The sequence below is a fragment of the Streptomyces sp. NPDC090022 genome, from assembly GCF_044748145.1.
Lineage (GTDB): Bacteria > Actinomycetota > Actinomycetes > Streptomycetales > Streptomycetaceae > Streptomyces.
Window position 1 is genome coordinate 64,838 of sequence record NZ_JBIVFN010000009.1, and the last position, 21,143, is coordinate 85,980.

Sequence of the window (21,143 nt, forward strand, 5' to 3'; positions counted from 1 at the left end):
GCTAGCTCAGTTCCTCCAGCTCGAACAGGGGACGGGGACGCAGGGTGGTGGCCCGGTGTTCCGGGGGCTGCCGGTCCACCCAGTGACGGGTGCGGTGGAACACCGGCGGCGGCAGCGGCACCCGCCGAGGCTGCGCGAGCTGCCGCTCGCTGTCGGTCAGCCCGCGTACGACCACGTGGCAGTTGGTGCCTCCGAACCCGAAGGCGCTGATCCCGGCGCGCCGTACGCCCTGGCGGGCGGGCCACTCCCGCAGCTCCGTGTTGGGCAGGAAGGGCGAGGCCTCGAAGGCGAACCGGGGGTTGGGACGGGTGCAGTGCAGGGTCGGGGGCAGGGCCCGGTGCACCAGCGAGAGCACGACCTTCTGCAGGCTGGCCATTCCGGCGGCCATCAGGAGGTGCCCGACGTTGGACTTGACGCTGCCCACGGCGCAGAATCCGCGTTCGGCGGTGTCCTCGCGGAAGACCTCGGTGAGCGCCTTCAGTTCGATCGGGTCGCCGATCATCGTGCCGGTGCCGTGGGCCTCGACGTACGAGACGGTGCCGGCGTCCGCCCCCGCCCGGGCCAGGGCCTCGCGGATCACGGCCCGCTGGGCGTCCGGGTTCGGCGTGGTCAGGCCCATCGTGCGGCCGTCGTTGTTCACCGCGGTCGCCTCGATCACCGCCAGGACGCGGTCGCCGTCGGCCAGGGCCCGGTCCAGCGGCTTGAGCAGGACCGCGCCGACGCCTTCGCCGGGCACGAGACCGTTGGCCGCCGCGTCGAAGACGTGGCAGGCCCCGTCCGGCGAGAGGGCGCCGGCGGCGCTCAGCTTCAGGTACGGGGTCTCGTCCAGGATCAGGTCCGCGCCGCCGGCCAGCGCCATCTCGCAGTCGCCGGCGTGCAGGGCCTGCTGGGCCAGGTGCAGCGCGGTCAGCGAGGAGGAACAGGCCGAGTCGACCACCATGTTGGGGCCGCGCAGGTCCCGAACGTGCGCGAGGTGGGCGGCGATGAAGTTCTGGTTCAGCCCGGTGGCGGTGGACCTGCCCGGCACGCCGATGCGGGAGCCGTAGGTGCTGGTGCCCGATCCGACGTAGACGCCGATGCGGCGGCCGGCGAGTTCGGCCGGGGTGTGGCCGGCGTCGGCGAAGGTCTCCTCGGCGCACTCCAGGAAGAGCCGGACCAGGGGGTCCATGTGGGCCGCGTCGGCGTCCGGTATGCCGAAGTATCCGGGGTCGAAGTCCTCGATCCCGTCGAGGAACCCGCCCCATTTGCCGATGCTCCGGCCGGGCCGGGGCTCCGGGGAGTACAGGCTGCCCACGTCCCATCGGGAGCGCGGCACTTCCCGTACCCCGGAGCGTCCCTCACGCAGCAGTTCCCAGAACTCCGCGGCGGAGGCGGCGCCGGGGAACCGGCCGGCCATGCCGATCACCGCGAGCGGTGTCACTGCGGCCGGTGTCACTGCGGCCGGTGTCACTGCGGCCGGTACGGCACCGTCGCGGAACCCCGCCGCAGGACCGCTCCCCGGCGTTGCACGGTCTTCCGCCGGGGCGGTGCCGCCGTGCTGCGCCTCGGCGGCGGTCGCCCACCGGCCGATGGCGTCGGGGTGACGCGAGATCAGGTACGCGGCCAGCCTGGCAGTCGTGGGGTGTTCGAGGATCACCGAGGGATCCAGCGGGCTGCCGGTGACCTCCTCCAGCCGCGGTACGAGCCCGGCGATGAGCACGGAGTCCACGCCGAGGTCGGCGAACGGCACGTCAGGCCGGATCGTGGTGCGGTCGAGCAGGGTCGCCTCGGCCATGAGCTCGACGAGGTGACCGGTGAGCCGTGACATGTGCCGGTCGGCCGTCGAGCCTGCGCCGACCACCGCGGAGCCTGCCGCGGGTCCGTCCGTCTCCGGCCCGGCCTCGGGCACTGAAGGGCTCGGTGGTTCGGGGCGTGCCGGGGAGACCGGCTCGCCCGTGGTTCCGGTGCGCGGTCCGGTTCCCGCTCCGGTACGGGTGCGGTTGCCGGCCGTCAGGTCGGCCCCGTCGTCCGCCTGCGTGCCCGGCAGCAGGGCCTCCGCCGCCCCGGGGCGCGCGGACACGGCGACCAGATTGCTGTGTCCGGCCGTGCCCAGCGCCCGGTCCAAGAGGTCCAGTCCCTGGTCGACGGTGAGCGCGCCCAGACCGGCGTCGCGGTAGCGGGGTGCGGTGACCTCGCCCATGCCGGCGCCCGTCCAGCTGCCCCAGTCGATGGCCAGGTAGCGGGTACCCGAGCCGTCCGTCCGGCCGCGCTGCTCCGCGTAGGCGTCGAGCAGCGCGTTGCCGGCCGCGTAGTCGGTCAGGCCGACGGCCAGCGCGGGTACGGCGGCCGAGAGGGAGGAGTACAGCACGACGAAGTCGGGCGCGTCCTGGGCCAGGGCCCGGTCGAGGGCCAGCAGCGCGGACCCCTTGGGCTCCCAGCATGCGGAGATCTCCGCGCAGGTCTTCTGCACGAAGGCGGGGGTGCCGCCCACCGATCCCGCGCAGTGCAGCACTCCGGCGATCCCCCCGAAGCGCGCCCGTACCTCACCGAGGAACCGGGACAGGGCCGGCTCGTCGCTCAGCGGGCCGCTGAACAGCATGACTTCGGCTCCGGCCGCCTCCAGCCGGCGGACCGCCTCGAGACGGTCCCGCGACCACGCGGCCGTCGCACCGCTCCGCTCCAGGGGCCGCCGCCCGGCCAGCGCGATGCGGCGGGCACCTCGCCGTACCAGCAGGTCGGCCGCGGCGAGGCCGAGTCCTCCCGTGCCGCCGGTGACCAGGTACGCCCGGTCGGGGTCGATGCGCAGACCGCCGGCCGTCCGTGTGCCGGTGCCCTCCACGAGCGGCCGGAGGCGGCGTACCTCACGGGCTCCGTCGCGGTAGCGCACCTCGGGTTCCGCACCCGCGGCGGCGGCTTCGGCCACGGCGGTGCGCAGCAGTTCCCGCACACCGGCCAGGGGGCCCTCGATCTCGATTCCCACCGAGCGCACCGTGCCGCACTCGGCGCCCACGGCCCGGACCAGGCCGGCCATCCGGGCGCCGGCGAGGCTGTCTGCCGCCCGGAGGTGGACCACGGCCAGGTCCCCGCTCCGGCCCTGGCCGGCGAGTACCTGGAGCAGGCCGACGCGGGCGGCCTCGCGGCCGAGCCGGTCACCGCCCCGGGCGTCGGTCAGGTCGAGCACCTCGGCGATCCGCCCGTGCCGTTCGGTGATCCGCCGCCCGGCGCGTCGGCCCGCCTCGTGGTCCTCGAAGTCGATCTCGTACTCGGGGGCGCCGAGGGCCGGCAGCGTCCAGGGTTCGTGCAGGACGATCCAGTCGCGTGCGTCCGTACCGGCCAGCTCTTCCAGCAGACCGGCATCGGCGTCGCGCCCGACGAGGAGGAGCCGGGCCCCGGCCCGGGACCGGTCTGCTTCCGGCGCGGGAGCCGGTGTGGGTGCGGGTACCCAGGCGCGGGTCAGCAGCTGTGGCCTGTGGTCCGCGTGCTTCGGTGCTGTCACGGCTTCCTCTCCGAGCACGGGACCGTGGGCGCGGGTGTGGTCGAACGGGTGGACGGGGAAGGGGACCCGGCGGAGGCCGGGAGCGGAGGGCCAGTCGACGGGTTCGCCCGCCGCCCAGCGCCGCGCGAGGGCGTGCGCGCCCCCGTCGGACGAGCCGGCGTGCCGCGGGCCGCCGTCCGCGGCCGGGGGGAAGCCCCGGAGGGCCTCGGACGTGTAGAGCCCGTGAGGGGTGCCCCCGGCGAGGAAGGCTTCCAGCCGGCCGAGCAGCTCGGCGCGGGTCGAGGCCACGGCCGCGAGCCGCTCCGGCAGGGCTGTTCGGGCGGCCTGCGAGGTGTGGGCGAGGTCTCCGAGCCGGCAGGCGGTTCCCGCGAGCCAGGAGTGCAGCCGGCGCGCGTACCGGCGCAAGCCCTGCGGGGTGGCGGCGGACAGGACCACCACCTGCGCGCCCGCAGGCCGGTCGGCCGGGTCCTGGGGGGCTGCGGTCCCCGCCGGAGGCTCGGCCACCACGACATGGGCGTTGGCTCCGCCGAAGCCGAAGGCACTGACGCCCGCGACCAGCGGCACGGGGGCGCCGGTGTCGTCCACCGGCTGCCAGGGCTCGGCCGCCAGCGGCACCCGGAACGGGCTGCCGGCCAGCTCCAGGTGCGGATTCGGCCGGCTGCCCGCCGCGTTGGGCGGCAGCGTCCGGTGCCCGATGGCCAGCAGCACCTTGACCAGCCCTGCCAGGCCGGCTGCCGACTCCAGGTGCCCGATGCCGGTCTTCACGGCCCCGAGCGCGCACCAGGGCTGCCCGGACGGCTCGCCTCCGGCACGGCTGAACGCCGTCTTCAGGCCCGCCACTTCGATGGGGTCGCCGAGCCGGGTGCCGGTGCCGTGGGACTCGACGAAGGAGACGGATCGCGGGTGCACACCGGCCCGGCGCAGCGCGGAGGCGACGACCTCCGCCTGTGCCTGCGGGTTCGGGGCGGTGAGGGAATGGGCGCGACCGCCGTGGTTGACCGCGCTGCCGCGGATGACCCCGCGCACCGGGTCCCCGTCGCGCAGCGCCAGGTCGAGGGGTTTGAGGACGACGACCCCGACGCCCTCGCCGCGGATGAACCCGTCGGCACGCTCGTCGAACGTCCAGCAACGCCCGGTGGCCGAAAGCATCCCGGCCGTCTCCAGGGAGTCGAACCACGTCGGCGAGAAGAGGGCGTTGACTCCGCCGGCGACCGCGAGTGCGCACTCGCCGCTCTCCAGCGCGGTGAGCGCGCGGTGCAGTGCGGTGAGCGCGCTGGAGCAGGCGGTGTCGACGACCTCGCTCGGACCGCGCAGGTCGAGCAGGTAGGAGAGCCGGTTGGCGATGATGCTCGGTACGTGGCCGGTGACCGAGTGGCCGGCGACCTCCTCGCCCGCGCGGCTCAGGAGTTCGGCGTAGTCGGCGAGGGTGGCTCCGACGAACACGCCGGTGCGGCTGCCGCCGAGACGTCGCGGGTCGTGCCCGGAGTCCTCCAGGGCGTTCCAGGCCGCTTCGAGGAAGAGGCGTTGCTGAGGATCCATCAGCCGCGCCTCACGGGGGGTGATTCCGAAGAAGGCGGCGTCGAAGGCAAGGATGTCGTCGAGGAAGCCGCCGCGGGGCGCGGGGCCCGCCCAGCGGCCCGAGGGTGCCTCGGTGACCAGGTCGCGGCCGGCCAGGAGGTTCTCCCAGTACGTGTCCAGGTCCTCCGCACCCGGGAAGCGTCCTGCCATGCCGATCACGGCGACGGGCACGGCCCGGTCCGGTCCGGTGGAGTCCTGGGGCTCCTGGGGTTCCCGGGCGACTGCACGTGCCGGCAGCGGAACGGCCGGAGCGGATACGGGTACGGCCACCCCTCGGCGCCGCAGCTCCTCGGCCAGAGCCACGAGGCTCGGGTGGGAGAAGAACACCACGGGTGTGAGAGCGAGACCGAAGAGGTCGTTGAGCCGGTTGGCGAAGTCGGTGAAGATCAGCGAGTTGAAGCCGTAGTCACCGAACTCGGCGGTCACGTCGAGTTGCGCGGCGGGCAGCTTCACCAGGCGGGCGGCCTCTTCGCGCAGGCGGTCCAGCAGCCTGGCCGGCTCGCCCGCCGCGTCCGCGCCCCCGGCGCCCCAGGCGTCGCCGGGAGCGGGGGCGGTCACGGCCGGATCGAGCGCGGCGAGCGCGGATGCGATGCGTTCCTGGTCCCCGCAGCCGATCAGTACGGTCGGGCTGTCCAGCCCGAGGACGTCCTCGAACGCACGCAGGGCGGCGTCCCGTCCGATGGCGGTCAGGCCGAGCGTGGTCTCGGTGAGACGCCGCGTGGCGTCGGGCATGCGCATGCCACCCTCCTCCCACAACGGCCAGACGGCCGACACGGACCGGCCCGGACGCAGCCCTCGGGCCGCGCGGTCGGCGCGCTGCTCCATGAACGCGTCGAGGAACCGGTTGGCCGCGCAGTAGCCCGCCTGTCCCGCGTTTCCGAACGTGCCGACGTAGGAGGACATCGCCAGGAAGAAGTCCAGCGGGTCCGACATGGTGGCCGCGTCCAGCTGCCGGCAGCCCGTGACCTTGGGCGCGAGGACCCGCGTGATGTCCTCGTCGGAGGTGTCGTGGAGCGTGCCGTCGCGCAGCACGCCCGCCGCGTGCACCACGCCGCGCAGGGGCCCGTGACGGTCACGGGCGGCGGCGAGTGCTTCCTGCAGGGCGTCCCGGTCGGTGATGTCCGCCTGGAGGTAGAGCAGTTCACCGCCGTGCGTCCGTACCTCCTCGCGCAGCGGGCCGAGCGCGGCGGGGGCCGGTGAGCGGCCGAGCAGGGTCACCCGGGCCTGACAGCGTGCGGCGAGGTGGGCGGCGAGGAGCCTGCCGGCTCCGCCCGCGCCTCCGGTGATCAGATAGTGGCCCCGGGCGCGGAGCACCGGCGCGGTGGGGACACATTCCAGTCGGCGCCACCGGCGGACCCACCGCTCGCCGCCGGCCCGCCGGGTCTCGGTCACGCCCGAGCGGACCTCGGCCAGGACCTCGGCGAGCGAGGGCTCCGCGGCATCCGCCGCGACCTCCGTCCGGATGGCCCTGACGTACGGGGATTCCTGGGCCAGGGCCCTGCCCAGACCCGAGACGGCCGCACTCGCCGGGTCCTCCTCCGACGTCCGGCCGAGGCAGACGTAGGTGACGGAGCGGCCCCGGCCGGCCTGCCGGGCCACGGCGACGGCTCCGTGCAGCGCGGCCGGACCGGTGTCCGCTCCGTCGGTGTCCTCGGCATCCAGGCGACGCCGGTCGACCACGACCAGCTCCCTCCCGTCTCCCGGTACACGGACGTCACGCGGGTCGTCCGCGGTCCCGTCCGCTCCCACCGCCCAGTTCGGGGTCCCGCCGACGACCACGACCGCCGCGCCGGCCGGCAGCCCGGCGGGGCCGAGGGGCTCGGGGAGCCACCGCGGCGCGTAGTACGCGAGCCCCCTGGGGGTGACGGTCGCCGCCGCGTCCGGTTCCGCGAGCCAGTGCCGGGTCCGCCGGAACGGGTACCCCGGCAGGGGCACCCGGCGCCGCGCCGCGCCCGGTATGACGCGGGCCCAGTCCACGGCCGCCCCCCGGCACCACAGCCGGCCCAGTGCGGCCGGCCCGACCCGCCGCAGCGCGGCCGGCTCGGGACCCCCGTCGAGGATCTCGGCCAGGGCGGGGTCCCCCACCGCCTGTCCGAAGGCGGCGCCGAGGGCGGCGGCCTCCGCCTCCATGCCGTCGGCAGGGGAGGCGAGCCGGCTGAGCGCTGCTTCCAGTGCGTCCAGGTCGTCCGCCGTGAACGCGACCCGGCAGGCGAGCGGTTCGCGCCCGGCGCGCAGCGTGTACGCGATGTCCGCGAGCGGGTGCCGCCGCTGGTCCTCACGCAGCCAGGCGGCCAGCCGGGCGCAGACCTCTCCCAGCGTTTCCTCGTCCCGCGCGGACAGCACGATCAGCTCCGGCCCGGCGGGTGTCGCGGTCCGGGGCAGGTCGGGTGCCTCCTCGACGATCAGGTGGACGTTGACCCCTCCGGCGCCGAAGGAGCTCAGGGCTGCGCGGCGGGGCGTGCCGTTCGGCCCGGCGGGCCAGGTGACGGTCTCCTGCTGCACCCGGAAGGGGGTTGCGGCGAAGTCGATGTGGGGGTTGAGCCGTTCGGAGTGCAGGGACGGCACGAGAGTGCGGTACCGAAGCTGGAGCAGCACCTTGGTCAGGCCCGCGACGGCCGCGGCGGCCTCGGTGTGCCCGATGTTGCCTTTGAGGCTGCCGATCGGGATGCTGCCCGGCCGCAGGCCGTGCCCGTAGGCGCGGGCCAGACCGCGGATCTCGATGGGATCGCCGAGTTTCGTGCCGGTGCCGTGGGCCTCGACGTAGCCGATGCCCGCCGGATCGATGCCGGCCCGCCGCAGAGTGCGGGATATCAGCTCCGCCTGCGCGTCCGGGCTGGGTACGGTGAATCCGTTGGTCCGCCCGTCACTGTTGGCGGCGATCGCCTTGATCACTCCGTGGATGTGGTCGCCGTCGGCGAGCGCGTCCCGCAGGGGCCGCAGCAGGACCGCGCCGACCCCTTCGCTCGGCACCATCCCGTCGGCGTCCGCGCCGAACGGACGGCAGCGGCCGGTACGGGAGACCATGCCCAGCTGCGCGTACTGGATGCGCCGCGCGGGGTGCAGGATGACGTTGACGCCGCCCGCCACCGCGGCCGTCACCGTGCCGCCGCGGATGGCGTCGCAGGCGAGCTGCAGGGCGGTGCCCGAACCGGAGCACGCGGTGTCGACGGCGATGCTCGGCCCGGTGAAGTCGAAGAAGTGCGAGACCCGGTTGGCGATCTGGTAGAGATCGGTGTTCGGGTAGCGGCTGCGGCCGTCGAGCGCCGCGCCGGCGCTGAGCACCGCGTAGTCGGGTCCCATCGAGGCCACGTACACGCCGATGTTCCGGCCGAGGTCCGCCGCGGTGTGGCCGGCGTCCTCCAGGGCGTGGTAGGCGGCCTGGAGGAAGAGGCGCTGCTGCGGGTCCATGGTCTCGGCTTCGCTGGGGGCGAGGCCGAAGAAGGGTGCGTCGAACTCGTCGACGCCGTCGATCAGTCCGGCGGCCGAGGTGTACGTCCTGCCGGGTCCGCCGGCCGGGTCGACGTATGCACGCCCGCCCCAGCGGACGGCCGCGTCGCCGATGGACTCCGTGCCCGCGATCAGGTTCCGCCACAGCCGGCCGGTGTCGCGGGCACCGGGGAACCGGCCGGCGATGCCGACGATGGCGATGTCGTCGGACGCCACAGGGGTGCTCGCGGCGGCCGTACCGTCCACGGCCCGCCGGTCGCCCTCGCCACGGCCGGCGGCCGTCCGGCCTGCGGCGTCGCCGGCCTGTGCCGCACCGCCGGGTGCTGCGGGCCCCGGGTCCGCAACGGCGCCCGTCGCCGCGTCCACCGCCGCCGCGAGCTGCCCGAGGGTCCGGTGCTCGAAGAACAGCGTGGACGGCAGGCGGCCGAACCGGGCTTCGAGGGCCACGGTGGCGTCGACGATCTCCAGGGATTCGAGCCGCAGTGACTCCAGGGTGGTGGTGGCCCCCAGGCTGTCGGCGGGCAGCCGCCGCAGCCGCCCCAGCACCTCGCGGACCGCCGCCAGGGTTCGGCCGTCGTGCGGTGCCGGGACTCCCGTCGGCTCACTCGCGGGTGCGGCCACGGAGGCGTCAGCGGCCGTGATCCAGTCGTGGAGGGCACCGGCGTCGGTCAGGGCGGCGGCCATCGTGGTCAGTGCGGTGAGCCTGACCGGATCGGCGGTGGGGGCCGTCGGCCGGGCCGCGGGGGCGGATACCGGATCCGTTCCGGGCCGGGCCTCGGGCCGGAATGCGGTCCTGGCTGCCACGTCGCACGTGACCTTCCAGCTCAGGGAGCCGTCCGGCGCGGCCGTCCCCGTGCCGAACACCTCGTCGAGGAAGGCGCGGACGGGTGTGTTCCGGGGCGTCGGGCAGTACGTCGCGGAGAGCACCGAGCTGCCTTCGGAGGCGGCCGCCGCAAGGGCGGCGAGAAACGCGTGCTCGACACCGCGCCCCAGCACCCGGCAGCTGAGCAGGAAGGTCTCCAGCGTGAGGGAGCCGGCGGACTCGCGGGTCACGGCGGCGCCGACGAGTCCGTACTCCCCGAAGCGGTCGCCGACCTCGGCCACCCAGCAGCGGGCGCCGTCGGCGAGCACCGCCTTCAGCTCCTGTTCGGTCCTGCGGATGCCCGAGAGGTTGAACTGGTTGGTGCGCTGGGTGAGCTGGGCGACCCGGGCGAGCTGGTCCGGGCGGGCCTCGTGCACGTCGACCCGGAGGCCCAGGCCGGCGATGAACTCGGCGAGGGTGCCCGCCCCGTCGCGGAGCAGCTCCCGCTCGCGGGACGCCCGGTACATGGCGGTGCGCCTGCGGTCCTCGTCGGTGACCACCGGCCGGTCGAAGGCCCACAGCCGGTCGAGGAAGCCGGTGGTCTCCGCGCCGTCCGCCGGCAGCGCGAGGGCGAGCACGCCCGGGCAGGCGGCCCGTACGGCGGCGACCTCGACGGGGTTGTCGTCGAGGAAGACCAGGCTGTCGAGGCCGAGTCCCAGTTCCGCGGCGAGGGCGGCGATGTTGCCGGGCTTGGGGTTCCAGTCGATACGGCGGGCCGCGATGTGCTCGGGGCGCAGCGGCATGGCGGGGTGGCTGCGGAACGCCGCGTCGACGTCGTCCTCGGAGTTCTTGCTGCTCAGGGCGATCAGCACGCCCTTGTCGTGCTGATCCACGGCCCACTGCTGAAGGTGGAGGTGCGCAGGGTCCAGGCGGATGCCGTCCGGGCCGTCCTCCCCCACCACTCCGCCCCACAGTGTGTGGTCGCAGTCGAGGACGAGCACCTTGAACGGCGGGGCGAGGAGGGCGTGGACCTCGCGGGCCAGCGTGGTCGCGAGCGCCGTGCCGGCCAGAGGTGTGTAGGGGATGTGCGCGAGCTGCTCGCGTGCGGCGTCGTGGTGGTCGGGCACGGGGTGGCTGCCGCTCCACCGCTCGCTGCCGGTCAGGTGCACCCCGTCGACACCGGCGAGGGCTGCGCGCACCTGCTCTTCGAGGCCGGCCAGCTCTGCGCCCCGGGCCTGCGCGGCACCGGGCGACGGCGGGGCGAAGAGGACCGCCAAGGGCACGGCGGCACGCTCCGCGAAGGCGGCGGCCGCAGCGGCGAACTCGTCCGCCGTGCGGCCTCCCTCGGCGCCGGCCGGCCAGTCCTCCGGCCGCAGCAGGACCGCGTTGCAGCCGTGCCGGTTGGCGGCGAACGTGCTCTGCGGGTCGAGGAGTTCCTGGAAGACCTGCCCGTACGGGGCGAGACGGACCTCCAGCCCGAGTCCCAGCCGGTCCATCCAGGTGGTGAGGGGGGCGGCGAGCGGGTCCGTGGTGAAGGTGGCGGCGACGGCGAGCAGGCCGCGGGCGCCCGGAGCCGCCTGACCGGAGCCTCCCTGCGCGTCGGCGGACTCCGCGTCCGCCGCGGACTCGCCGACGGCGAGCCCGGTGCGTGGAACGGCCGATGCGGTGCCGGACTCGGCACGGCCGCCGGACTCGGCAGCCGACCCGGCAAGGGGCTCGCCGCCGGCGCGCACGTCGGCCTGACCGGCCGGGGGCTGGACCGGGGCATCCGCAGGCTCCCCGAACTCCTCCGCCAGCTCCACGCCACCGCTGCCCGCGGCAGCAAGACGCCGCACCAGCTCCGCCGCCACCGGCTCCACCGGCAGGGCCGGTTCGGCCGCGGCCACCGCGTCGGCGAAGCCGGTCGCGAGGCGGGGCGGCCGGGCGATCAGCACGCCGACGCCCGGACGCTCCGCGGCGGCTGCCCGGACCAGGCCCTCGACCGCGCTCTTGGCCGCGGCGTAGTGTGCGAAGCCGGGCCGCGGGGCGCTCACGTACGCGGAAGAGACCGCGAGCAGTTGCCCGTGCGTGGCGGCGAGGTCCTCCGCGAAGGCCGCCAGCGGGGCCTGTGCCAGTTGCAGGGCGCGCCGTACGTGCTCGCCGGCCCTGCCGACGGTCGCGGTGTGCAGGTCGAGGCCCTGTGCGGCCGGGCCGGCGTTGAGGACGACGAGGTCCGCCGGCCCGTCCTGGGCGAGGATTCGTTCCCGTACCTCGGCGCACCACTGCGCGTCGCCCACGTCGCCCTGGTGGAGGCGGACCCGCAGTCCGTCCGCCCCCAGGCCCGCGACCAGCGCCTCGGCCTCGGTACGGCTGTGCCGGTACGCCAGGTGGACCGTGGCTCCTGCGACCGCGAGCGCCTGGACGAGGGCGGCGCCGAGGCCGCGGCTGCCCCCGGTGACGAAGGCCGTCCGCCCCTTCAGCCCGTCCGTGACGGGCGTGGGCAGCGCCACGGCGAGCAGTTCGCGGATCCGCTCCGCCGAGGGGGCGGCGGCCTCCCGCCGGGCGAAGGCCCGGACTTCGACCCGGGCGCGCAGCCGCCCCGTCGAGACCTCGCCGGTCAGCCGTACGGTACGGAACCGGGCATCGACCTCGGTGATCTCACCGCGGGCCGTGAAGGCCCGCCCGGTGCCGGCTTCCTCGAAGGCCAGCTCCATGCCGCTGACGAGGGCGGACCGGCCCGGTGCCTCCATCCCGGCGAGCTGGCTGGCCCAGGCGAGCACGGCGGCGTGCTCGGCGCCGACGCCGAACTCGGCCAGTCCGAGCGCCGCCGACAGCTCGCGCAGGGCCGACCGGTCGGGACGCCAGGCCTCGCCGATCCGAGTGCCGGGCACGAGCTGCTCCAGGGGCGCTTCGGCGGCGGTGGCCGTGGGCCGGGGGCGCGCGGTCCGCCGGGACACCGGGCCCGGCTCTCCGCGCTCGTACACCGCCTCGGCGTCCAGCAGGGTCTTCCCGCCGTCCAGCACCTGATAGCCGACCTTGGAAGGGCCCGTCTCCGTGACGGTGCAGACGTACTGCCGGCCGGGCAGGACCGGCCCGGGGAACCGGACCGTGAGGCCCGCGAGCCGCAGACCGGGCCGGGCCGGGCCGGCGGCCAGCGCCTTCAGGGCGCACAGCGCCCCGTGGGCCACCGGCTCACCGAACGGCGTGCGGCTCGCGTACGCCTCGTCCACGTGCAGCGGACTGCGGTCCCCGCTGGCCTGGGCGAACGTCTCGATCTCCGCACGGGTGACGCTGAACGGGCCGGTGAGGGTCAGGGGCTCCATGGCCGCTGCTTTCCTTTCCAGGGTGGAGGGTGCGCTCCCCCGAGCGGACGGCCTGAGGGAGAGAGGCTAGAGCGCGACGGCAGCGCTGCGGGCGGCCCGGATGCGCCGGGTGAGCCCGGTGAGCACGGTGCCGGGGCCGATCTCGTGCAGCTGGGGGTCGGGCTGGTCGAGGCAGTGGCCGACGGTCTCCGACCAGCGGACCGGCTGGGTGAGCTGGCGCACCAGGGTGCTCGCGGTGTCCCCGTCGTACGGGCGCGCGGTGGTGTTGGCGATGACGGGGATCTTCAGCCGGGCGAACACGTAGCCGCGCAGGAACCGGTCGAACTCCCGGGCCGCCGAGGCCATCTGGCGGGAGTGGAAGGCTCCGCTGACCGGCAGCCGCACCACCGTGTCGGCGTGCGCGGACAGCAGCGGGGTCACGGACGCGACGGCTTCGACGGGTCCGGAGACGACGATCTGGTCCGGGGCATTGAGGTTGGCGACGTCGACGTCATGGCCGGCGTCCCGCAGCAGGTCGCGCACGCGCATCTCGTCGAGGCCGATGACCGCGGCCATCGCGCCCGGTCCCGCGTCGGCCATCAGGGCGGCCCGCCGTGCCACGATCTCCAGTCCGGTGCGGAAGTCGTAGGCGCCGGCGGCGAACAGGGCCGCGTACTCGCCGAGGCTGTGCCCGGCGACCAGGTCCGGGATCACGCCCGTGATGCGGACCGTGTCCACGTACGACAGCGCGTCGACGACGTAGACGGCGGGCTGGGTGAAGCGGGTGTCGGCGAGGCGTTCGGCCGGGCCGTCCAGGCACAGCTCCGCCACGGAGTAGCCGAGCACCTCGTCGGCCTGCCGGACGAGATTGGGGTAGGCCGCCAGCAGCTGCCGGCCCATCCCGACGCGCTGGGAGCCCTGGCCGGCGAAGAGGTGGATGGTGGTCACGGAAGCCTCCGGTACGGGGCAGCGGGGACGGGGTCGGGGCCTGCCATGGCCCGCATGCGCTCGGACAGCAGCTGTGCGGCGCCGGCCATCAGCAGGTCGGCCAGTTCGTCCACGTGCCGGTTGCGCCAGTCCTCCCGCTCGGTCCCGCGCAGCAGTGCGTTGAGCGCGCCCATGGCCGGCCCGCAGTTGATCTGGTAGTCCACCTGGTGTTCGGAGGAGCCGCTCATGGCGAGCCGGATGGACTGGACGAAGTACGCCTTGAAGACCAGCAGCATCCGGTGCTTGGGGTCGCGTTCCGCGCGGGCCAGGGTGTCCGGGTCGGCCTGCCGGTAGTAGGCGCGGGTCTCCTCCCAGACCTCGTCGAAGCTGCGCCGGAAGTAGCGGCGCTGGAGCTGTTCGGCCGTGGCCGGGTCGAGCTCCTCGAGCGAGCCGTGCCGGCGGTAGAGCTCGTACAGCCGGTTGGCACGGACCGGGTAGAACAGGCCGCGGCGCAGCACCTGCGCCCGGGCCCCGGTCTCCAGCATGTCGCCGGCCGGCACGAGCGCCATGTCGTGGACGTCGGCCTGCTGGAGCATGTCCTTGACCGCTTCGCTGGTGCCGCATTGGGCCGTGCACTGGTTGATGCTGCCGGTCAGGACGAAGTCCGCGCCCATGACGAAGGCGGCGGCCACCGCGTGGGGCGTGCCGAGGCCGCCGGCCGCCCCGACCCGTACGCCCGCGGCGGCCGGGAACTCCCGGGCCGCCATGTCGCGTTGGCGGACGGTGTCCGGCAGCAGGATGACCAGGGGCCGCTGGTCGGTGTGCCCGCCGGAGTCGGCTTCGGCGACCAGGTCGTCGGCCATCGGGACCCGCGCGGCCAGGTCCGCCTCCTCTGCGGTGAGCAGCCCCCGCGCCAGCAGGTCGCCGACCATGGCGGGCGGGGCGGGCTCCAGGAAGGAACGGGCCACCTCGGGGCGGGACACCTTGGCCATCACCCGGTTCGGGACGTGGACCGCCCCGTCCCGGGCCGGGCGCACGCCGGTCAGCCGGTAGCGGACGACGGCCGGCGTGGGCCGGACGAACGAGGCCGCCTCGACCCGCCGCACCCCGTGCCGCAGGAAGATCCCGACCTGTTCCTCCTCCTTGCGGGGGTTGTCGCCGCCGGCCAGCAGGTTGAAGCCGTACGGGCCTTCGCCCAGCTCCCGTTCGAACCGGCGGACGGCGGCGATCACCCGGTCGGGCCGCAGCCCGCCCGTGCCGAAGTACGAGAGGAGCCCCGCCCGGCCCATGCGGACGACCATGTCCTCCGAGGCGACCGCCTTGTACATGGACCCCGCGACGTACGCGTACCGGACGCCGTGATCGGCCCGGAACCGGGCGCTGCCCAGGTTCTCGGGGGCCACGGCCGCCACGGCCGCGAGGGCCTGCTCGGCATGCACGACCGCCACGTCCTCGTCCTTCCTGTTCTGTGCGCTGCGTGCCTGAGGGGAGACCGGCGGGCGGGGGCCCGCGGCCGGTTCAGCCGGCCTGTCCGGCCGACTTCTGCTTCTCGTGGCGTTCGAGGATCGCGGGCATCTCCGCGCTGACGAAGGCGAGGAAGCGCTCCATGTTCGACAGCCGCAGCAGGCGCTCCTCGGCGGCGCCCTCGGCCCGGAGGCCGTCCAGTCCGGCGCGTGCGACCCGGTGGAAGTCGGGGAACTCGGAGAAGATGCCCCTGACCTTCGGCGCCCAGCTGTTCTCCCGCAGCCGGATGGTGTAGTCCTCGGTCAGCGAGCCGGTGCGCTCGAACACGCTGACGGGGTCGTTCTCGGGCGTGAGCTGGTCGACGATGCGGTCGATCGCGGCACGCGGCACGCCGAGGACCTCGGCGATCCGGCCCGCCGTCTGGGCGGCCGGATCGCAGATCATCATCCAGCCGACGACGCGGCCGCGGTCGTGCGGCATGCCGTCGTTCTCGTAGTAGTACTGGGCGACCTTCTCCACGAAGGACTTCTCGCCCTCGGTGAGCTTCACGGTTACGGTGTCAGCGGCCATGGGGCCCTCTCTCTTCGCGTCGTCGGGCGGTGGCCGGCCGGGCGGCCGGTCAGGCGGAGGTGCTCTGGAGGTGGCGCTCCCAGCGCGCGGACATGTCGGCGAGGTCGCCGACGATGTGCCGGAAGAGCTCCTCGATCTCGGCGATGCGCCGACGGCGCTCCGGGGTGGCGTCGGCCAGCACCTCCAGGCCGTACTGGAAGATCCGGTGGTACTCGGGCCAGCTGGCGAAGGTGTCGGAGACCGCCTTCGGGTAGCCGTTGTCGACCAGGCGGTAGCGGGGCTCCTCGCCGTCCCCGCCGGTCCGGGTGTACAGCCCGGCCAGGGTGAGCTGTTCGAGGAGCTGCTCGATGCTCTCGGGCGCGGCGTCCACGGCCGCGCAGATCTGCGCCATGGTCTGCTCGGCGGGGTCGCTGATGATCATCCAGGCCATGACGCGGCCCTTCTCCCAGGTGACCCCGTGGGCCTCGTGGTAGTGCCGGGCGACCTCGTCGACGAAGGACCTCTCCGCCGGGGTCAGCGTGTCGTACCGCTTCTCACTGGGTGCGCTGCTCACGGGTTCCCGCCTTTCGGTTGCGACAGGGGCCGGGCCGCGGTGGCCGGATCCGGTGTCACCGCGGCGGACGACGGTCAGCCTGTCGAACGGGGCGCTGCGGCGCCCCAGGAGAACCCCCAGCAGGGACCCCAGCTCCCCCGGGGCCGGTGCTCAGGCGCTGTGCCGCAGTGGGGCCGGCACCGCGTCCACCGGGGTCAGCGCACGGGCCAGTTCGGAGCGTTTGCGGATGCCCAGCTTGCTGTAGGCCTGTCCGAGGTGCCATTCGACGGTCTTCACCGTGATGAACAGGGCCTGCGCGATCTCCTTGTTGGTCAGGCCCTCGGACGCCTTGTCGGCGACGCGCTGCTCCGCGGGCGTCAGCGCGGCCGCGTCTTTGGACGTGGCGGGAGCGGGCCGGGCCCCGGTCAGTCGCAGTTCGGCGTGCGCCGCGTTCTCCAGGGACTCCGCTCCGCAGCCGCGGGCCAGTTCGGCCGCCGCGGTGAGCCGTTGCCGGGCGCCGGAGCGGTCACCGCCGCGGCGCAGCGCGCCCCCGAGGGCGAGCAGGACACGGGCCCGGTCCAGGGGCAGCGGCAGCTCCGCCAGCAGGTGATCGGCCTGCTCCATGCGCCGGATGCCCTTGTCCCCTCCGACGATCTCTCCGTACGCGCAGAGGGCGGCGGCCAGCGGCTGGGCCGCGCCGAGGGAACTCGCCCGTTTCACCTCGTCGAAGGCGAGCGTGCGGGCGGCGGACTCGCCGACTCCCAGGGCGAGCGCCCGTACGCCGTCGACGAACCAGCCGCCCGTGGCACAGGAATGGCGCCACGGGCCCTTCTGAGCGAGGCGCCGGCAGTCGAGGAATTCACGGACCGCCTCCCTCGTACGCCCCAGCGCGGCGAACAGCCTGCCACGGGCCACACGCACCGGCAGGTACACGGCCCCATCGTGCAGGCCGTCGGCCAGGCCCTGGCGGGCGAGCAGGTCCGCGGCCTCCCCCGCACGGTCCTGCTCGATCATGCAGTGGACGAGCACGGCCGTGGCGAGCGGTACGTGGACCGTCTCCAGGTCCTTCGCGCCGGTGCGGCCGAGCAGCGATCGAGCGGCGTCCGCGGCCTCGGTGATCCGTCCGGTGTCGAGCAGCACCATGGCCCGCAGGCTTTCCGCGGTGGCCGAGGCCAGCAGGTGCCCGGCCCGCGAGGCCGCGGCGATGACCTCGCTCAGGACGCGTTCCGCACTGATCGGATCACCGCTCTGGGCGAGCACCCAGGCCGCGATGGAGGCGGGGGGCAGTTCCACGTCGTGCGGGCCGAGCCGGGCACCGCCCGCGACCGCCGCGGCCGACAGCCGGGCCACGCGGTGCAGCGGCCGGCCCCGGGACAGGGCCTCCGCGGCGGCGTGGGCACACAGGGTCGCTCTGTCTTCGACGTGAGGACCGGAGGGGCACGGAGCCTGCGTGGTGGCGAACAGCCGGTGCAGCACGGCCCCCAAGGCCCAGAGCTGGCTCCCGCCTGCCGAAGTGTGACCGGAGAGCGTCTCGGCGGCCTCATCGGGGCGGCCGGCGGCGGCGAGGGCCTGGGCGAGGTCGAGGCGTATGGCGCGTTCCAGGTCCGGTCTCGGCCTCCGGTGCAGAGCCTCGGTCAGACACTCGACCGCCGTGGGCTCGTGGGCGCGTAGTTCGGCCGCACCGAGTTCCGCCCAGAACGAGGCGTCCGTCTCGTGGGCGCTCAGTTCCCCCATGGCCCGGCGAAGGTAGCGGGCGGCGGACCGCGGGTCGCCCTGACCGACCAGCCGGCTGGACGCGGCCCGCAGTACGTCGGCGGCCCAGCGGTCCGGGCCCGGATCGGTCCGGCACAGATGCTCGGCTGCGGGGACGACGGTGGCCGGGTCCGTGCTGAGACACTCCGCCGCGGCCCGGTGGGCGGCATTGCGAAGCCGGGCCGGCATCCCCTCGTACACCACTTGCCTGATCACCGGTCTGTTGAACGCGTAGGGGGTGCCGGAAGCCAGCAGGCCCGCGTCCCTGAGGACGCCCGCCGCTTCCGAGGCCCCGGCCTCGTCCAGTCCGGCCACCCGGGCGCAGTGCTGGGGCTCGGCCTGCCCGCGCAGTACGGCGACGGCCCGGGCAAGGGCGATCGCCCGGTCCGGCAGCCGGTCGAGCCTCCGTCGCACGCCCTGGGCGGCCCGGCCCGGAGCCAGGCGGTGGATCCGCGGGACGTCAGATGCGACCGGGGCTATTCCGGCGCGCTCCGCCTCCCTCAGCAGTTCGAGGAGGTGCTGCGGGTTGCCCCCGGTCAGAGTGTGGCACGCCTCTGCGAAGGACTCGTCAGGGGTGTCGCCGAGGGTCTCGGCGGTGAGCTGCCGGACCGCGTCCGGGGTCAGTTCGCTGAGCGTGACCAGCTCGGCCAGCGGCGCGGCGCAGGCGGTCCGCAGCAGGTCACGGTGGGCGGCCTCCTCGGCCGGTGACGTCGTGAGAACGACGAGGATCGGGGCGTCGTCGAGCCTGTTGGCGAGGTAGCTGACGAAACGCAGTGATGCCGCGTCCGCCCACTGGGCGTCGTCGATGACCAGCAGCAGGGGCTGCCGTTCGGCGAGGTTGCGGCAGAGCCAGTACAGGCCGTGGAGCGCCGCGTAGAGCTGCTCTTCCACCGCCGGGCCGGTGCGGGTCCCCGCCTGGCCATAGTCGAAGATGCCGCCGGCCAGGGCTGCGGGGCCGGCCATCGGGTTCCGGCCCTCGCCGTGGTGCCCGCCGTCGAGGAAGCACTCGAAGAGCTGGCGCACCACCGTCCAGGGGAAGTCCCGCTCCAGCTCGCAGCCGCGGGCGTGCAGGATGCCGAAACCGAGGTCGGCGGCGTCCTCCCGGGCACCTCGGAGCAGGCTGGTCTTCCCCAGCCCCGCGGCTCCCTCCAGTACGACCATTCCGCCGTTGCCTCTGTGCGCGCGCCGCACCGCGGCTTCCAGGAGTTCTCTTTCGTGGACTCGTTCCAGAAGGACCGCGCCCTCGCGCCGCATCCGCTTCACACCTTTCGGAGAAGAGTGACTGTCCGTCCACTACACGGTTGGCCTGATGTGTGTCGCAGGGGTGCTCTCCTCGATCGGTGAGACCGTACATCGGCCGGACTCGCCAGGTCCGTTCAGGAGCCGTCAAGGAATCGCAGTAGCGATTTCCGGCCACCTCGGGGGCTCGGCCCACACGACAGCCCGCACCGGCGACGGCCGGTGCGGGCGGCTGTGTCGGCGGAATGCCGAGTGCGTGTCAGGCGGCGCGCAGGGTCACGGGCAGGCTGTCGAAGCCGACCATCTGCGGAGGCAGTGCCCACCCGACGGCATCGCGGTCGACCCGGATCTCCTGGAAGCGCTCGAACAGCACCTTCAGCACGAGCCGGGACTCCAGGCGGCCGAGGGCGTTGCCGATGCAGTGGTGCGTGCCGAAACCGAAGCCGAAGTGCCGGCCCTCACTGCGGCGGTGGACGTCGAACGCCTCCGGGTCGGGGAACTGGCGCTCGTCCCGGTTCGCCGAGCAGAAGCTGGCTGCCACGTGCTGATTGGCCGGAATCATCACCCCGGCCAGCTCGACGTCCCGGGTCGAGGCGCGCAGCCCGGTCGTGATGGGCGGGCGGTGGCGCAGGACCTCCTCCATGGCCTGTCCGAGCAGTTCGGGGTGGGCGCGGACCTCGGCCTGGGCCGCCGGGTTCAGGTCGAAAAGGTCTACGGCGTTGGCGATGGTCATGGTCGTGCTGATGTGACCGCCGGCGAACATGACGTTGGCGAAGTTGACCGTCTCGTCCTCCGTGAGCCGGTCGCCGTCGAGCTCGGCGTTCGCGAGCCGGGTGAGCATGTCGTCCCCCGGCTTGTTGCGGCGCGCGCGCACCTTCTCCCGCAGATAGGTGATCGCCTCCTGCTGCAGCCGGCCCATTGCCTCCGCGAAGTCCGGCCGGGCCATCTCCTCCGGTGTCACGCCCATGACCTTGCGCGCCCAGTCGTAGAAGAGGTGCCGGTCCTCGGCCGGGAGACCGAGGATCTCCAGGATGACCGCGATCGGCACGGTGTAGGCCAGGTCGGCCACCAGGTCGATGCGGTCCTTGCCGATGAAGCCGTCGATGATCTCATTCGTCGTGCGGACGATCAGCTCCTCGTACTCGGAGATCGAGTGCGGGGTGAAGGCCGTGCTGAGGATCCCCCGTACGCGGGTGTGCCGCGGCGGGTCCATCTGGGGGAGGCTCTCCAGGCCCGTCTCGGGGAAGCCCATCCGGTGCATCTCCGAGGAGAAGGTCTCGGGGTGGGTCAGCACGTGCCGGGCGTCGGCGTACCGGTAGACCACCCACCAGCCCGTCACCGGGTCGCGGTGCACGGGGTGTTCGTCCCGCATCATGCGGTACCAGTCATAGACGGCGGGGTCGTTCACGTTCGGCTGCGCGGGGATCGCACTCACGTCGAGCTCGGACACCTCATCACCTTTCTCGCCCGGCGGTTCGGCCGGTGCGGCCAGACGCAGCCTGACGCGGCGGGTGCCCGCCCGCACCCGGGCCTTCCCCAGTTCCGACCCCAGCAGGGCGCCGGGGGCTACGGGGTTGTGGTGGGACCGATCCCCTGGCGAGCGCGCCAGCGGTCCAGGACGCCGCTCAGCTCCGCCATCATGAAGGCGAAGAACTCGCTGCTCTCGGACAGCCGGCGGCCGGCCGCACTGTCACCGCCGACCGCGTCGACACCCTCCTTCAGGACCCGGATCCAGCGGAGCATCGTCTCGTCCCGCTGCGCCATCGACTCGAACCAGGCGTTGTCGCGCACCCTGTAGCGGTCGCGGCGCGAACCGGGCTCCCGCTCCCGGCTCACGAGGCCGACCCGGACCAGGTACCCGACGGCTCCCGACACGGCGGCCGGGCTCACCTGGAGCCGTTCGGAGAGCTGAGCCGACGTCAGAACGCCGCTGTCGTGCGCCATCAGGCAGCTGAACACCCGGGACGGCATGCGCGGCATGCCCGCCTCGGCCAGCTCCGAGGCGAACCGTTCGACGAACTCCGACACCGCCTCCGTATTCCGCTTCTCATCGCCCACCTGGGCCCCTCCCGATCC

The 21,143-nt window shown here is 74.3% G+C and carries 8 protein-coding genes; all 8 read right to left on the reverse strand.

The annotated features are described in order from the left end of the window. Position 1: 1 nt before the first annotated feature. The 8 genes from ACIPXB_RS18560 to ACIPXB_RS18595 all read right to left on the reverse strand — a co-directional run bounded on the left by ACIPXB_RS18560 (position 2) and on the right by ACIPXB_RS18595 (position 21,125). Positions 2 to 12,604, reverse strand: a complete 12,603-nt coding sequence (locus tag ACIPXB_RS18560) for an SDR family NAD(P)-dependent oxidoreductase (RefSeq protein WP_401450907.1) — start codon at positions 12,602 to 12,604, stop codon at positions 2 to 4. 66 nt (positions 12,605 to 12,670) lie between these two features. Beyond that, positions 12,671 to 13,531, reverse strand: a complete 861-nt coding sequence (gene fabD, locus ACIPXB_RS18565; protein ID WP_401450910.1) for an ACP S-malonyltransferase — start codon at positions 13,529 to 13,531, stop codon at positions 12,671 to 12,673. Then, positions 13,528 to 14,958, reverse strand: coding sequence for a PfaD family polyunsaturated fatty acid/polyketide biosynthesis protein (locus ACIPXB_RS18570; protein ID WP_401450913.1), 1,431 nt, complete (start codon positions 14,956 to 14,958; stop codon positions 13,528 to 13,530). The genes fabD and ACIPXB_RS18570 overlap by 4 nt, the downstream gene beginning before the upstream one ends. 70 nt (positions 14,959 to 15,028) lie before the next feature. Continuing rightward, positions 15,029 to 15,544, reverse strand: coding sequence for a hypothetical protein (locus ACIPXB_RS18575; protein ID WP_401450916.1), 516 nt, complete (start codon positions 15,542 to 15,544; stop codon positions 15,029 to 15,031). 49 nt (positions 15,545 to 15,593) lie between these two features. Beyond that, entirely contained in the window at positions 15,594 to 16,097 is a 504-nt protein-coding gene (locus ACIPXB_RS18580) for a hypothetical protein (RefSeq protein WP_150210957.1), read from the reverse strand. Positions 16,098 to 16,247: 150 nt separating this feature from the next. Beyond that, the gene (locus ACIPXB_RS18585) at positions 16,248 to 19,082 is read right to left on the reverse strand and encodes an ATP-binding protein (RefSeq protein WP_401450920.1); all 2,835 of its coding nucleotides are present in this window, start codon (positions 19,080 to 19,082) and stop codon (positions 16,248 to 16,250) included. Positions 19,083 to 19,326: 244 nt separating this feature from the next. Further along, positions 19,327 to 20,517, reverse strand: a complete 1,191-nt coding sequence (locus tag ACIPXB_RS18590; protein ID WP_401450923.1) for a cytochrome P450 — start codon at positions 20,515 to 20,517, stop codon at positions 19,327 to 19,329. 116 nt (positions 20,518 to 20,633) lie between these two features. Next, complete coding sequence (locus ACIPXB_RS18595; protein WP_401450926.1) at positions 20,634 to 21,125, reverse strand: GbsR/MarR family transcriptional regulator; 492 nt, start codon at positions 21,123 to 21,125, stop codon at positions 20,634 to 20,636. Between the last annotated feature and the right edge of the window lie 18 nt (positions 21,126 to 21,143).